The following is a 15,598-nucleotide window of genomic DNA, read 5'->3' on the forward strand; positions in this document are numbered from 1 at the left end:
TTTTTTATTTGTGTATTATTTCTATCGTAAAGGTTCGTTTTGACAGTAGTAAATTTCAATTGCATCTGCTATCCCTTCTTTTAAATAGGGTTTTGGGCTGACAACTGTTTTTTCATTGTTGAGCAATTAACACTATTTTGATTACATTTATAAATTTTTATTTCGTTATTATTAAAAACATGTTTTCATTACGGCACTATTATCTGTAATTTTGACCATGAAGGTCATATGGTATTAAGTGATTATTGAAAGGGCAGGAAATTGCTATGGGGAAACCGGAACAAGGTCTCAGTCGTGGCCTTGAAGCGAGGCATATTGAACTTATTGCATTAGGTGGAACAATTGGTGTTGGTTTATTTATGGGTTCTGCCAGTACGTTAAAGTGGGCAGGACCTTCTGTATTACTGGCTTATATTGTTGCTGGATTATTTGTTTTTTTTATTATGCGTTCAATGGGAGAAATGCTGTTTCTTGAACCTGTTACTGGCGCTTTTGCCTCGTTTGGTTATAAATATTTGAGCCCTTATTGGGGATGTTTAACGGCATGGGGTTATTGGTTTATGTGGGTCGCTGTTGGTATATCAGAGATCACAGCGATTGGTGTCTACGCGGAATTCTGGTTTCCTGAGGTTCCACAATGGATTTTTGCGTTGATTGCTGTTGTACTTGTTGCATTAGCTAATCTGGCTGCAGTACGTTTGTACGGTGAATTGGAATTCTGGTTTGCTATGATTAAGGTTACCACGATTATTGTGATGATCTTGATTGGATTAGGGTTGATTTTTGTTGGTATTGGCAATAACTTTGAACCGATTGGTTTAGCCAATTTGACTGAGCATGGTGGCTTTTTTGCCGGTGGCTGGCAAGGCTTTTTATTTGCGCTTTGTATTGTTGTTGCCTCTTATCAAGGCGTTGAATTAGTTGGTATTACTGCGGGAGAAGCAAAAAATCCGCAGGTCACATTAAAGAAAGCTATTAATAATATTTTATGGCGAATTTTGATTTTTTATGTCGGTGCTATTTTTATTGTTGTAACGTTATTTCCTTGGACAGAGATTGGTCAAAATGGTAGTCCATTTGTGCTAATGTTTGCAAAAGTAGGTATTGTATCGGCAGCTGCGGTAATTAATTTTGTGGTACTTACAGCGGCATTATCAGGCTGTAATAGTGGCATGTATAGTGGCGGGCGTATGATTTATGCTTTAGCACAGAATGGTCAACTGCCAAAATCTTTACTGAAAGTGACCGCAAATGGTGTGCCTGCACGATGTATTATGCTAACAATTTTATGCCTTATTGTTGGCTCAGGTCTCAACTATATTATCCCTGATCCACAAGCGGTTTTTGTATATGTTTATAGTGCAAGTGTATTACCTGGAATGATACCCTGGTTTGTTATTTTATTGAGTCAATTGCGTTTTCGGCAAGTGCATCAACAGCAATTAGCCCAACATACTTTCAAATCAGTATTATTTCCTTACGTGAATTATTTGACCCTGCTTTTTTTGGCATGTGTACTTGTTGGCATGGCAATTAATCCAGATACGCGTTTATCATTAATTGTTGGCGGCGTGTTTTTATTGATTGTTTCTGTGATCTATTTTTTGAATCGTCTTTTCCGTCATAAAACAATGAAAAAATGATTAGCAATAACCTGTTTTACTGATTGAAAATGATGGTAAGGTTAATTTTATGATTGAAATGGATAAAGCATAAGCAAATAATCTTTTTATTTAAAAAATCACTCGACAGCATGCTATTAAATCCGTACTATCGTCACCCGCAACGGCGTTAAGCGCCCGTAGCTCAGCTGGATAGAGCGCTGCCCTCCGGAGGCAGAGGTCTCAGGTTCGAATCCTGTCGGGCGCGCCATTTAATGCGTGTTCTGTTACGGTGTAGTAGATTAATGTTGTATACAATGAATTGAATTTTTAAAGATTTTATGGTGGCTATAGCTCAGTTGGTAGAGCCCCGGATTGTGATTCCGGTTGTCGTGGGTTCGAATCCCATTAGTCACCCCATATTTGTTTTATGCTGTTTGCGAGGGTGGCGGAATTGGTTGACGCGCTAGCTTCAGGTGTTAGTATCCTTACGGATGTGGGGGTTCAAGTCCCCCCTTTCGCACCATAATATAAATAAGTTTTAAAAATTACATAAAAAACATCGTTAAATAGAGATTTTTTTCGGCGAGTAGCGCAGCCTGGTAGCGCAACTGGTTTGGGACCAGTGGGTCGGAGGTTCAAATCCTCTCTCGCCGACCAAATTTTAAAGAAACCCTGCAATTTATAGCAGGGTTTTTTCTTTTGTGTGCCCAGTATGGGCGCATTCCTGCGAGTGAAAGTTTTGTCATAAGCGTATCATAACCTGAGTTCGGGATAAGAAATAAAGAGAAAGTCTTGATATTCAAATAGTTGAATGAGCCTGTTTTGTTAAAATACTCTAACAGTCTGGTTAAAGAGTAGAGCATTGTTAAACAATTATGGAAAATCTTACTGAACTTTATTGCCTGATGGATGATTTTTGCAAAGACTTCGAGCCAAAAATGCATGAATATTTGCTGACTAACGGTACTAAGCGTCGTAGACGGTCTACTCAGCTTTCGTTGGCGGAAATGATGACACTGGTTGTGTTGTTTCATCAACTCCGATTCAGGCAATTCAAGGTATTTTATCTCTATTATGTCCGCTTATATCTCCGGAAGGAATTTCCTAACTTGCCATCCTATTCACGCTGTGTAGAGTTACTTCCGCGTAGTGCCTTAGCGTTAACGGCACTGTTTGAGTCAATTAAGGGAAAATGCACGGGGCTATCGGTTGCCGATTCTACTCCGATAGCGGTGTGTGATAACTTACGGATCCGCAGACATAAAGTCTTCAATGGGATAGCTGAACGGGGAAAAAATTCAACAGGTTGGTTCTTTGGTTTCAAGCTTCATGTAATTATCAATCATTTGGGGGAAATACTCAGTTTTCGACTCACACCAGGAAACACCGATGATCGGAAACCATTGCCTGAGCTGACAAAGGATCTTTCTGGTTGTTTGTACGCAGATAAAGGGTATTTATCGGCTTCACTGAAACAGCAACTCAAAACGATGGGAATTAGCCTTATAACGAATATCAAGAAGAAAATGAAGCCTATTAAACAGACTTGTTTCGACAAAGCCATCTTGCGTCATCGTTCTGTCATTGAAACGGTATTTGATGAGTTAAAAAATCTTTGTCAAATAGAGCATACGCGACATCGCTCTCCGGCTAACTTTGTAGTGAATTTATTAGGCGGACTGGTTGCATATTGTTTAATGCCATCTAAACCAAAGATACCTGTTGCAGGTACGTATCTTCAAGTATAATTGATAATGCTTATCCCGAACTCAGGTTATCATAGCAAATTAAGTGAAGTGCAATTACATGCCAGCGACCAAATATGGGAGTAAGCGTGTAGCGTAAGTCATGAGCTCATGCATAGCAGGCGCAGCCAAGCAAGCGGAATGGACTAAAAACTACAAGACTTTCATTATCAAGGCGAAATAGCATAAATGCGGTGATTGTGTGATGAAGAATAATGCGTTTTTACTTGGTGGAGATTTCACCTAACGCTTTAAAGGGTGACGGTAAAAGTCGGAGTGAGAAGCCAGTAGAGAGCGTAATAAGCGGCTAATAAAGAGCTATGCTAATTATACCATTAAGTAAACAAATAAGTGTGAATAAGTTAGTTTATACGCGTTATCTGTCAACATCGGCTTCCCTATTTTTATAGCGAAAAAATAGTATAATTGTATTTAAAATGTTGTTTTTTGTCTATTTTTAAAAGTTTGTCGTGTTTTAACAACAAAGCTAGTAAGCAATGTCTCAATATAGAGACATTTTATTTCATGAAAAATAAAGAAAAAATATAAATATTGCTATAACGTCTCTAATAAGAGACAGTTTGATAATGTGTATCGTGAATTGTGGCAATTAAAGTAAATAAAATTATTTTGTTAAAAGGCAAACAATAGTTAATTGGTGAATATTTATTCAATAGTGGGCGCAAAAAGATTATCTTTGAGTAAAAAGTAATATTTGGCATGAATTATGCTCTAAGATAGAGTGTAGATGCTCATCCTGCTTCTTGTGATAGCTTTCAGCTTCATAACCTATTGGATGACGCAGAGCCAATTTGATGTGCCTATTGTCCACGTTATCGATGCATAATATCCATCACCAACCGGACGCAACGTTGAGTGAGGCACAATCCGTCTGTAGACCTGATTGTATTTTGACACCTATCTTTTTATAGGTGTTTTTTTATTTTGTTAATTATTTAGCAAAGCTAAAATTTTATTCAACAGGTAATTATTAAATAGTATTATTGATGCTATTTGATCCAAATGTTTTACGTTAAAAATGTCAAATCAATCGATAAAGGTAAAAAAAGCCTCCATAAGTTAGAGGCGGGATCAAAACAATAGAGAATAGGGAGTCATCAATTTTCATGCTTTAATGAAAAAAGTAAGCCATGTTGGCGAATTTGTGCTGCTTCTTCCACTTTATGTTGTTTATCTAAAGCATCAGCAAGCCAAGCAAAGTCGTGAGCATCAGGACGTTGTGCTAAAGCAGACTTAAAATATTTTTCCGCTTCTTGCCATTCTCCATGCTGTAATGCAAGTTGACCTAATGTACTATTTAGTAAGGGAGTGGCACCACCTGACTGTTTTATTAGATTGGTCAGGATTTTATTCATTGCTTTGCTATCGCTAATTTGTAAACGAGGAACCAGCAATAAAAGATGCTCATCATATTGTTGTTTTAAGCCTGTAATAATAATTTTTTCTGCTGCTTCGCTATCGTCGCATTCAATAAGGCGAGCAGCAACGATCGATTGTAGTACCGGATCATGACGTATTTTACGTCCTTGAGACTGCCACCAATCTTTTAAATTTTCGCTGCCACCTTCAGCCATATATTGATTAATCAAACCTTTATAGGCGTCTTTACGTAATTTATCGATCTCTTCTGCACTATATAACTTTTCTTTTTGCATAATAGGCAAAAGTTCAATAAGCGCTTGATAAGCTCCTGAACGTTGATAGGCTTGTTCTGCCATTCTTAAGACTTCAGGGTGCCGTGGTGCCTGATCCAGTAATTTATCAACACCGTGGCGTGCTGCATGAATTTTACCTTCAGCAAGTTGTATACGCACGCGTGTAATATCAACAGGAAGTTGATGGTTACCTGCGACTTCTGCTGCGCGCTCAAGATATTGATTGGTACGATACTCATCACCACGTTGTTGAGCGGCTTCTGCTGCCAGCAGATAGTTAACAACCGGTTGTTCTGCATAGTCAGCATGACCTGTCAGTAGTTTTTCGACTTGTGAAAAATCACCTTCCGCTAATTTTAGTAATGCTTTTTGTGTTTGACTGTGCGCTTTATGATATTTACGGCCTTTTAGCCAATTATGGGTAAATGATGAGGTACCGCGAATACGACGATAGCACCAGCCAAGCAAACAGAAAATAAATTGTAAAATAATAAAACAGATGACTAAACCGGTTACACTGGTTTCAATATCGTAGTTGTTGGTTTGGATCAGTACATAACCTTGGTGCCCGGCGACAATGGGACCAATAATGATGCCAGCAATCAGTACAATAAAAAGGATCAGTACTTTTATCATGCCGTTCCCTCCTGGGCGGTTTTATTGCTAGGTTTTACCGCTTCTTCTGTTGGAGCAGGGGGAACTATTTTTACGTCATGATTTGTTCTCTTTTCGTTGGTTGGTTGCGTTTTTTGCGGTTTCGGTGTTGGAGAAGAAGGGATTTGCCCTTGAATACGTTTTTGCAACGCTTTATCGAGTAGTAATAAACTTTTTAACTCGCTGGGAATATCCATTGTAATCGGTTGTTCAATCAGTTTATCGACTTCGGTAAGGAAGGCTTTTGTTGCCGCGTCGTTGGTATTAAAGTAAATTCGAATCCAGGTTGAAACTTGCTCTAAAGATTGTTTATAAATTTGCTCTTGATGACGAGGTACGGCTTGGGCGGCAATAAGTAGTTGTGCTCGAATATTGGCGCGTAGGTAAATGTCCTGATTTGGTGCAAGTAAAGGAGTTTCATGAGAATCCCTACGACGAATAGTAATAAAATTTTTACTAAAACTTTTCCAACTTTGGCTAAGATTTTGTTTCCAATCAGCAATATTATTGGAAAGTTTCGTGCTATCCTCATCCATGGGGTTACCATCTGGAGCACTATCATTTATGCGTAAATTATCGATATCACTGCTCAGTTGATTAAGCTTTAAAATAATTCCGTCATAATCAATTTGGGTAATGGCTGATAGCCCACTGATATCATTATTAAGCGTTTTTCGGATCTCAATTAAATTAGGATCATTCATTTCTGCTAGACTTGCATCAGCACTTTTTAATAAGGCAATCGCAGTAACGGGATCATAGTCATTCCAAAGTTTTCGGCCAGCCATTTTGGCTAAGAAATCAGCTTGGGCAAGTAACCAGCGTTTCACATCTGTACTTGAAAGTGTTGTGATTTGTGCTTGTAATTCTTCGACGCGTTGTTCAAGTTGTTGCTCATATTCTTTTTTATCTAACTGGCTAATACGCTGGGATTCAACCAATTGGTTAATTTGCTGTTTTTCTGTTTCTTGTTGACGTAGTAATTCATTTATTTGTTGTTGTAATTCACTGCTTTCATTGACTATTTGTTGATGTTTTAGATGAAGATAATAATAGAAGCCACCACCGAGTATGATAATAAGAACGATAGTAATTATACTACCAAACAGACCAGAACGCTTTTGCCTATGGGGGTTACCATTTTTGGCGGTAGATTGCGTTGCTGTTTTTGAGGCATTTGATGGGTTTTCATTCACCTCATTCGGTTTATTCTGTTCCGTCATAATTAATATCTCAATATCGGTTTACATTAATGCCTGAATTAAAGCATCATTATTAGCACTTTTGGCTACTTTGACTGATTGCCATCCTAATTGGTAAGCAGTACTGGCCAAACGTTCACTGACAATAATCAAGTGGCGAGAAAGCAACCAAGGTTTAACATCATCTGTAATTAAGTTAAATAATAAATGTAACATTTCGCCACTGGTAACAATAATTGTTTTAATATTTGCCTGCCGCCATTGCAACTGGAAAGTTTGTCGATCATATTTTATTGGTTGACGTTGATAACACTCACAATAATCAATATGACTTCCGCGCGATTTTAACGTTGCGGCGAGTAGTTCACGTCCACCGTTACCCCGCAATAACAAAGATTTTTTGCCTAATATTGATTGTAAATCAGGTAATTCAATTAATGTCTCACTAGTTTCACCAGCTTGAGATAGTTGAATAGGCAAATTAGTTAATCGGTGAAAAGTCGATGCTGTTGAGTGCCCTATACCATAATAGGATAGCGTATCAGGCCATTTTCGTCCTGCTAAATAAAGTGCTGAATTAGCATGCCATACCGCATTTGGCGATAAGAAAAAAACCTGATCACCATTAGTTAGCCTGGCTAATTTAGTCGGCAGAAGGGCTAGTTCATTACCTGGCATAATTTCAATCAGTGGAGCATGAAATGCCATTTTTCCTAATGACCTAATACGTTGAACAAGTTTTTCACCGCTGGGGTTTGGTCTGGTGACCAATATACTCATCGAGAAAATGCTCCTGGCGAAATTTTGTTAAGAATTTGTTTGGCACCGTTATTGAGTAACTCCTCCGCAAGTTCAATACTCGCTTGTTGAGCGTCTTCAGGGGTAAAATATCTTTCTGCACGAATAATTTGACTACCATCGGGTGCACCAACTAGCGCTCTAAGCCAAATTTGTTTATTTTGCCAAATAGCATAACTACCTATTGGGACTTGGCAGCCACCTTCTAATCGATTGTTGACGGCTCGTTCTGCTTGAATACAGATAGCAGTATCATGATGATGTAATGACGCTAGAAAATGTTGTGTGTGATAGTCATCTAGACGGCATTCAATACCAATTGCGCCTTGCCCAACTGCTGGTAGTGACTGCTCTGGTGGCAGTGGCATACGTATGCGTGTTTCTAAACTTAGACGTTTTAAGCCAGCTGCAGCAAGAATAATACCATCGTATTCACCATTATCTAATTTACTCAACCGTGTTCCGACATTACCACGCAGATCTCGAATAACCAAGTGGGGATAAGTATGACGTAGTTGGCATTGGCGGCGTAGGCTTGATGTTCCTATAATACTCCCAGCTGGAAGCGCATCAAGGGAATCGTACTGATTGGATACAAAAGCATCACGAGGATCTCCTCTCTGGCAAATAGCCATTAATCCTAAGTTATTAGGAAAAGTTGCGGGAATATCTTTTATAGAATGAACAGCAATATCAGCTCGGTTTTCTAGTAGTGCATTTTCTAATTCTTTGACAAAAAGTCCTTTGCCGCCAATTTTAGCCAAGGGAGTATCAATTAGGATATCACCTTGAGTACTCATGGGAATAAGTTCAATCGTTAGTGTTGGATGATGCTTTTCTAATTGTGTTTTTATGAAAATCGCTTGCCACATTGCTAATGGACTTTTCCTTGTTGCGATACGCAGTGTTTGTGTTGACATATTTTTATTTTTCTTAGGTAATTAGATTATGAGTGAATTATAAAGGAAAGGTAGACAGTTTTAACTTTTGGTAAGTTTTTTTCCAGTTGTAGCTGAACACTTAATAAATATAGCTAATGCATAGTTCAATTTGTAAACAGGAAAAAGTGGTTTACAACAGTTGCAACGTGATTTTTTGTTATTGGATTAAAGCAAATAAATACATATCCAATTAATTTTTTTATATTTATCTGAATATTTATTAATGGAGGTAATTATAAAAGTTTGATAAGAAAATTTAACCAATTGTTTCCTTTTTTTATACAGATCATCTATTTGAAATTCTTAGAAACGAAAAAGATTTTTTAGGTAAAAGAATGGAAAGCATATAGTGTGAAAAATAAACAGTTAATGTAGGTGTAATGTACTTTACCCTTTTGGTACAAAATGTTAAATTGATCACGTTTCTAGCAACCTATTTAAAAAGCTTATCGCTGTTATCGTTCCCCAATACCCAAGGAACCAATGGCTGAGTTAAGGTTATTTATTTTTTAAAGTTAATTCAGGCAAAACTTTTGTATCTTTATATTGAGACACTAAAGCAAAGATTGGATGCGATCAATCAATTACGACTGGAACGAGCATCATCTTCTATGAATGAAGCGTTCAAGCATGTATATGGATTGCTGCCAGTTTTATTAAATTATCATCATCCCATGTTACCTGGTTATATAGAAGGTAATGTACCTGCTGGTGTCTGTTTTTTTGCGCCTGATGCTCAGCAAATTAATTGGTTAAAGCAGTTTGAGGCATATCTTTTTTGTGAACTATCTTCACAACAAACCAATGGTGAATTGCCTATTACAGGTATTTATTCCATGGGAAGTACATCATCAATCGGGCAAAGTGATGTTTCTGATTTAGATATTTGGGTATGTCATCAATCATGGTTAGATCAAGAAGAAAGACAACTGCTACAAAAAAAATGTATATTAATTGAGCAATGGGCGTCCTCGCTTGGTATAGATGTTACTTTCTTTTTAATTGATGAAAATCGTTTTCGCCACCATACGAGTGGTAGTTTGAGCGATGAAGATTGCGGAACAACACAACATATATTGCTATTGGATGAATTTTATCGTACAGCGGTTCGTATGGCTGGGAAACGTTTGCTATGGATGATGGTACCAGCAGAAGAAGAAGCCAATTATGATGAATATGTTTTATTTTTGTACGCGCGGGGAGTATTAACGCCAAATGAGTGGTTGGATTTAGGCGGCTTAGGTGAATTATCGGCTGAAGAGTATTTTGGTGCTAGCTTGTGGCAATTGTATAAAAGTGTTGATTCTCCTTATAAAGCCGTGCTGAAAAGTATTTTACTGGAAGCTTATTCCTGGAATTATCCGCATGGTATGTTGCTGGCAATGGAATTTAAGAAACGTTTGCATGCCGGGGAAATTGTTTCCTATGGTCTGGATGCCTATTGTTTAATGTTAGAACGCGTTACCCGTTATTTAATGAAAATCGGTGATTTTAAACGCCTTGATTTGATTCGTTGCTGTTTTTACCTCAAAGTTTGTGAAAAATTGTCTGATGAAAATAGTACCTCGGTGAGTGGTAGTTGGCGCAGACAGGTGTTATCACAGCTTGTTACTTCATGGGAGTGGAATACAGAGCGATTAAGCGTCCTCGACAAACGAAATTATTGGAAAATAGCGCAGGTTCGAGATGCACATAATGAATTACTTGACACCATGATGCAAAGTTATCGTAATCTTATTCGCTTTGCCCGTCGTAATAATTTACGGATTAGTGCAAGCCCACAAGATATTGGTGTGTTGACGAGGAAATTGTATGCCGCCTTTGAAGTATTACCTGGCAAAGTCACTTTAGTTAATCCGCAAATTTCACCAGATCTATCTGAAAGTCATCTCACTTTTATTTATGTTCCTGCTGGGCGCGCCAATCGCAGTGGTTGGTACTTATATAATAAGGCGCCAACTATTGATTCTATCATTGGACACCAACCTTTAGAATATAACCGTTATCTTAGTAAATTAGTGGCATGGACTTACTTCAATGGTTTATTGACAGAACAATCCCATATTTATATTCATAATGGTGGTTCACAATGTGATGAGAATAAATTACATCAATTTATTAATGATATAACCACAAATTTTCCTATTCGATTACTAGCACCCACACCAAAAGCTTTATATAGTCCCTGTGAAATTCGCCATTTAGCCATTATTGTTAATTTAGAGAAAGATCCGACAGCGGTGTTTTCTGATCAAATTATTCATTTTGATTTACGTAAATTAGACATATTGAGTTTTGGTGATCCACCGCAATGCTTAGTGAGTAGTATTGATCTACTGTATCGTAACTCTTGGAATGAGGTAAGAACACTGCATTTCTCCGGTGAGCAATCTATGTTGGAAGCATTAAAAACGATCCTGGGCAAAATGCATCAAGATGCTGAACTGCCAGATGTGGTTGAAGTTTTCTGCTATAGCCAACATATGAGAGGGTTGATCGGTACACGTGTTCAACAGCTGGTTTCAGAATGTATTGAATTACGTCTATCAAGTAGTTGTAATGACTCAGGACGTTTTAAGGCACTACGTATTGCAGGTCAGACTTGGGGATTATTTTTTGAGCGTTTGAATGTTTCAGTGCAGAAATTGGAAAATGCAGTCGAATTTTATGGTGCAATCTCTAATAATAAATTACATGGTTTGCCGATAAAATTGGATATCAAAGAAACTTATCATTTACCTTTAGTTGTTGATGGTTATGCCAGTGAAGGGATTGTACAATTCTTCTTTGAGGATACAGAAGAGAATCATGGTTTTAATCTCTATATTTTAGATGAAAAAAACCGGGTGGAAATTTATTCACACTGTGAAGGAAACAAAGAAGAACTTGTTAGGGATGTTAGCCGTTTTTACTCATCCTCACATTATCGTTCTACCTACCGTGCAAGTTTAGTCAATTTCAATTTACCGCAATTTTATCAGATAATAAAAGTAGAAGATAAAAATCAAGTCATTCCTTATTTGTCTGGCTCATTTTCAAACTCACCGTTCAATGAGAATGTCTGTCGAGAAGAATCAGGTATTAGTTTTTATATACATTAATAATAAAGAATGATATTTGTTTTTTCGCAGTTAGAGATCCAATGAAAATGGTTCACCACTTTGTTCACTAATAGCATAGGCTAATATTTGGATAAAATTTTTATTACTGCGAGTACAATACCAATTGTCTATTTTATAGTTAAAGTGGTAACCACCTGACCGTGTAGCTAGCCATATTTGATGGAGTGGTTCTTGGCGGTTGATAATAATTTTACTATCATTTTCGAAGGTTAGTGTCATAATACCCCCATGGGTTTCGCAATCGATATCATTATTAGCATCATACTGATCAAGTTGTTCTTCTATTTTATTCATCACTTTATCAACCAGTTGATGAAATTCTGTGTCTGTCATCGTCAATTTCCTATTTGCTTTTCTACGCCTAACTGCGATTATAGATTATAAAGGATAATGATTTAAACATGCAGGCGTTAACATAATGAAAAAATTACTTTGGCTATTTATGACATCGATATTTTTAACCTTACTTTCTGCTTGTGGTTTGAAAGGGCCACTCTATTTTCCAGCAAAAGCAACAGTGGAGCAAAAGACTGAAAGTACGATATCGTCTAAAGAGACAGAACATCAATCGATACGGACCGAAACATTGCAAAAATCGAGTAATGATAAAATAGCCAATTGATTAAGATGGAGTAGAAAATGCAATTCTCCAAAATGCATGGTTTGGGTAACGATTTTATGGTGGTAGATGCCGTTACTCAGAATGTTTATTTTTCTCCTGAACTTATTTGTCGTTTATCAGATCGACATAAGGGAATTGGATTTGATCAGCTTTTAGTTGTTGAAGCACCTTATGATCCCGATCTTGATTTTCATTATCGTATTTTTAATGCCGATGGTAGTGAAGTGGCTCAATGTGGTAATGGTGTCCGTTGTTTTGCTCGTTTTGTTCGCCTTAAAAAACTGACCAATAAACGCGATATCAAGGTAAGTACTCAATCTGGCAGGTTGACATTATCAGTAGCAGAAAATGAAGATGTTTGTGTCAATATGGGAGTTCCTGAGTTTGAGCCAAATAAAGTACCATTTAAAGCGCAAAAAGCTGAGAAAACTTATATAATTAGAACTCAGCAACAAACAATATTATGTGGCGTGGTTTCTATTGGCAACCCTCATTGTGTATTACAGGTTGAAAATATTGACACGGCTGAAGTTGCTTTATTAGGGTCGATGCTTGAAAAGCATGAACGTTTTCCTGAGCGAGCTAATATAGGATTTATGCAGGTTATTGATCATGAACACATTCGATTACGTGTACATGAACGTGGTGTAGGAGAAACACAGGCTTGTGGAAGTGGTGCCTGTGCTGCTGTTGCTATCGGTATTCAGCAAGGTTTATTAAAAAAAAATGTCCGTGTTGATTTACCTGGTGGCATGTTAAAAATTCGTTGGAATGGACTGGGTCATCCACTGTTTATGACAGGCCCTGCGACACATGTTTATGATGGTGTTATTCATTTCTAGGTTTTGTTTGGTTAAGAGGTCTTTTATTATGGATAAAAAAGAAGCAGCATTTGATCCTCAGCCTCTGTTAGATGATCAGACAGTCGTAAAATATCTAAAAAGCAATCCTCATTTTTTTATTCGCAATGCTGCTGCTGTTGAACAGATACGGGTTCCTCATCCGGTTCATCATGCGGTTTCATTAGTTGAATGGTCGATGAAACGTCAACGAGTTTATATCCAAAATCTGGAACAGGATATGCAACTATTGGTTGAGCAGGCGCGCAATAATGAAATACTATTTAATCGACTGTTAAAATTGGTTATTCAGCTATCAACGGCAGATGATTTTGCCGATTTTCAGCGACGTTTATATGCCTGGTCAAGAAGTTTTGGTTTGAGCGGTGCTTATATTCGCTTGTTTAGTGATTGTTGGCAGCTAGGCATACCAATGGATGCGCAAAAAGTTATGATTTCTCGTCAGGCATTTGAGCCTGTTCGTATTCAGCGATTTGGTGAAAAAAATCATTATCTTGGTACGTTAAATAATCCAGAAATATTATTATTAATGCCAGACGCAAATCATGTCGGTTCGGTGGCTATTTCTTTATTAGGTCTTTATGGTAATTTAGGGATGGTGATCTTTAGTAGCCGCGATACTCAGCATTATCAAAAAGGGATGGGAACGACAATGCTTGACCACTTAGCCAAATTATTGCCCGATTTGCTGTTACGCTGGGTAATTCGTGCATGAATTCAACACGGCAAAGCTTGCAGCAGCGAATTGGCGACTTTTTGCGTTACTTACGTGTAGAACGGCAGCTAAGCCCCGTGACGATTATTAATTATCAACGCCAATTAGTCATGTTAATGGACATGGCTATAAATATGAACATCAATGATTGGACGCAATTAGAAACATCACATGTTCGTATGATGGTTGCAAAATGTCGCCGACAAGGATCACAGGCAGCAACTCTCGCTTTACGTCTTTCGTCATTAAGAAGTTTTTTAAATTGGTTAGTTGAGCAGGGCATATTAACCGCTAATCCAGCTAAAACCGTTAGAACGCCGAAAAATAAACGCCATTTACCAAAAAATATCGATGTAGATGAAGTCAATCAGTTGTTAAATATTGATTTAGCAGATCCGCTATCCGTACGTGATAGAACTATGTTGGAAGTGATGTATGGCGCAGGATTGCGTTTATCGGAACTGGTTAATTTGAATTGCCAACATCTGGATTTACCTAATGGTGAAGTTTGGGTTATGGGAAAAGGTAGTAAAGAACGGAAGATACCATTAGGACGTATTGCGGTAGAATGGTTAATCCGTTGGCTTGAGATGCGCCAGCAATATGTTAAGCAAGACGAAGCTGTTTTTATCTCAATCCAAAGAGGAAAACGTATTTCCGCTCGGAATGTACAAAAGCGTTTTGCATTATGGGGAATTCGTCAGAAGGTGAGAAGTCATATTCATCCTCATAAACTTCGCCACTCTTTTGCCACTCATATCCTGGAATCAAGTGGCGATTTAAGGGCAGTTCAAGAGTTACTAGGACATGCTAATCTTTCTACCACTCAAGTTTATACTCACCTAGATTTTCAGCATTTAGCCAAGGTTTATGATGTGGCTCATCCAAGGGCAAAAAGGGAGAAATCTTGAATGCATGTTTATCGGCAATTAACTTCTATTGCAGCGATTACCTTTAATTTGGATGATACACTGTATGATAATCGCCCTGTTATTGCTAAAACTGAACAGGAATTATTAAATTTTATTCGTTGCTATGACGATCGCTTTAATAAACTTCAATTTGCCGATTTGAAAAACTATCAAACGTTAATTGTTAATCAATATCCTGAAATTTATCATGATGTTACACAGTGGCGTTGGTTAGCAGTCAAGGCGTTACTTTGTCAGTATGGTTACGATCGAGAAGGATCTGCTGGTGGTGCTGACGATATAATGGCACACTTTTCTTATTGGCGTAGTCAAATCGTAGTCCCAGACGTGACCCATAAAATCTTATCTACCTTAGCCGAAAAATTCCCACTAGCGGTTATTACTAATGGCAATGCAGATCCGTATGCTTGTGGATTAGGCGATTATTTTCAATTTGTTTTAAAAGCGGGACCAGATGGACGGACTAAACCGTTTAGTGATATGTATTATCTTGCTGCGCAGAAATTTAATATTGTAGTGGATAAAGTTTTACATGTCGGTGATGATTTAACAACCGATATTCAAGGTGCTTTACACAGTGGCATGCAAGCTTGTTGGATCAATACTAACAGTAGCAACTTACTAGCCACCAATGAGAATGACATATTACCTCATATTGAGATCACCGGTTTAGCTTCACTCATTGCGCTGATATAATCTTCTCATCTGGTTAAAAACACAGTAGTGA

The 15,598-nt window shown here is 37.7% G+C and carries 13 protein-coding genes and 4 tRNA genes; 12 read left to right on the forward strand and 5 right to left on the reverse strand.

Going from position 1 to position 15,598, the window contains the following annotated elements; translation table 11 throughout:
* Positions 1 to 266: 266 nt before the first annotated feature.
* The 6 genes from thrP (at position 267) to V3224_RS15380 (ending at position 3,352) form a co-directional block, all read left to right on the forward strand.
* Complete coding sequence (thrP, locus tag V3224_RS15355) at positions 267 to 1,643, forward strand: bifunctional threonine/serine APC transporter ThrP (RefSeq protein ID WP_032114335.1); 1,377 nt, start codon at positions 267 to 269, stop codon at positions 1,641 to 1,643.
* 152 nt (positions 1,644 to 1,795) lie between these two features.
* Positions 1,796 to 1,872, forward strand: a tRNA-Arg gene (locus V3224_RS15360).
* Between the two features lie 73 nt (positions 1,873 to 1,945).
* Positions 1,946 to 2,021: transfer RNA gene (locus V3224_RS15365), tRNA-His, on the forward strand.
* A gap of 19 nt (positions 2,022 to 2,040) precedes the next feature.
* Positions 2,041 to 2,127: transfer RNA gene (locus V3224_RS15370), tRNA-Leu, on the forward strand.
* A 57-nt stretch (positions 2,128 to 2,184) separates the two neighbouring features.
* Positions 2,185 to 2,261, forward strand: a tRNA-Pro gene (locus V3224_RS15375).
* A 218-nt stretch (positions 2,262 to 2,479) separates the two neighbouring features.
* Entirely contained in the window at positions 2,480 to 3,352 is an 873-nt protein-coding gene (locus V3224_RS15380) for an IS982 family transposase (RefSeq protein WP_334467716.1), read from the forward strand.
* 1,115 nt (positions 3,353 to 4,467) lie between these two features.
* Here V3224_RS15380 and hemY read toward each other — a convergent pair.
* The 4 genes from hemY to hemC are packed head-to-tail and all read right to left on the reverse strand — an operon-like array spanning position 4,468 to position 8,599.
* On the reverse strand, positions 4,468 to 5,661 hold the full coding sequence (gene hemY, locus V3224_RS15385; protein ID WP_334471547.1) for a protoheme IX biogenesis protein HemY: 1,194 nt from the start codon (positions 5,659 to 5,661) through the stop codon (positions 4,468 to 4,470).
* The gene (gene hemX, locus V3224_RS15390; RefSeq protein WP_334471549.1) at positions 5,658 to 6,902 is read right to left on the reverse strand and encodes a uroporphyrinogen-III C-methyltransferase; all 1,245 of its coding nucleotides are present in this window, start codon (positions 6,900 to 6,902) and stop codon (positions 5,658 to 5,660) included. The genes hemY and hemX overlap by 4 nt, the downstream gene beginning before the upstream one ends.
* 21 nt (positions 6,903 to 6,923) lie before the next feature.
* Positions 6,924 to 7,661 carry a uroporphyrinogen-III synthase gene (gene hemD / locus V3224_RS15395; RefSeq protein WP_032114337.1) on the reverse strand — a complete coding sequence of 246 codons (738 nt, stop codon included), beginning with the start codon at positions 7,659 to 7,661 and terminating at the stop codon, positions 6,924 to 6,926.
* Positions 7,658 to 8,599, reverse strand: coding sequence for a hydroxymethylbilane synthase (gene hemC / locus V3224_RS15400; protein ID WP_334471551.1), 942 nt, complete (start codon positions 8,597 to 8,599; stop codon positions 7,658 to 7,660). Before hemC ends, hemD begins: the two co-directional genes overlap by 4 nt.
* Before the next feature lie 554 nt (positions 8,600 to 9,153).
* Here hemC and V3224_RS15405 point away from each other — a divergent pair.
* Positions 9,154 to 11,721 carry a class I adenylate cyclase gene (locus V3224_RS15405; RefSeq protein ID WP_334471553.1) on the forward strand — a complete coding sequence of 856 codons (2,568 nt, stop codon included), beginning with the start codon at positions 9,154 to 9,156 and terminating at the stop codon, positions 11,719 to 11,721.
* A 30-nt stretch (positions 11,722 to 11,751) separates the two neighbouring features.
* On the opposite strand, the gene cyaY is transcribed toward V3224_RS15405, so the two are convergent.
* The gene (cyaY, locus tag V3224_RS15410; protein WP_334471555.1) at positions 11,752 to 12,075 is read right to left on the reverse strand and encodes an iron donor protein CyaY; all 324 of its coding nucleotides are present in this window, start codon (positions 12,073 to 12,075) and stop codon (positions 11,752 to 11,754) included.
* A gap of 85 nt (positions 12,076 to 12,160) precedes the next feature.
* On the opposite strand from cyaY, the gene lptM reads away from it, so the two are divergent.
* From lptM to yigB, 5 genes are read left to right on the forward strand one after another with little or no spacing between them, the layout of a single operon-like run.
* Entirely contained in the window at positions 12,161 to 12,364 is a 204-nt protein-coding gene (gene lptM / locus V3224_RS15415; protein WP_334471557.1) for an LPS translocon maturation chaperone LptM, read from the forward strand.
* A 17-nt stretch (positions 12,365 to 12,381) separates the two neighbouring features.
* Positions 12,382 to 13,206 carry a diaminopimelate epimerase gene (gene dapF / locus V3224_RS15420; RefSeq protein ID WP_334471559.1) on the forward strand — a complete coding sequence of 275 codons (825 nt, stop codon included), beginning with the start codon at positions 12,382 to 12,384 and terminating at the stop codon, positions 13,204 to 13,206.
* Between the two features lie 28 nt (positions 13,207 to 13,234).
* Positions 13,235 to 13,939, forward strand: a complete 705-nt coding sequence (locus tag V3224_RS15425) for a DUF484 domain-containing protein (protein WP_334471561.1) — start codon at positions 13,235 to 13,237, stop codon at positions 13,937 to 13,939.
* Positions 13,936 to 14,850, forward strand: a complete 915-nt coding sequence (gene xerC / locus V3224_RS15430) for a tyrosine recombinase XerC (RefSeq protein WP_334471562.1) — start codon at positions 13,936 to 13,938, stop codon at positions 14,848 to 14,850. The genes V3224_RS15425 and xerC overlap by 4 nt, the downstream gene beginning before the upstream one ends.
* A complete protein-coding gene (yigB, locus tag V3224_RS15435) occupies positions 14,851 to 15,567 on the forward strand; it encodes a 5-amino-6-(5-phospho-D-ribitylamino)uracil phosphatase YigB (protein ID WP_334471563.1) in 717 nt (238 codons plus the stop codon).
* The last annotated feature ends 31 nt before the right edge of the window (positions 15,568 to 15,598 follow it).

The organism is Arsenophonus sp. PmNCSU2021_1 (genome assembly GCF_036919435.1).
Classification (GTDB): Bacteria; Pseudomonadota; Gammaproteobacteria; order Enterobacterales; family Enterobacteriaceae; genus Arsenophonus; species Arsenophonus nilaparvatae.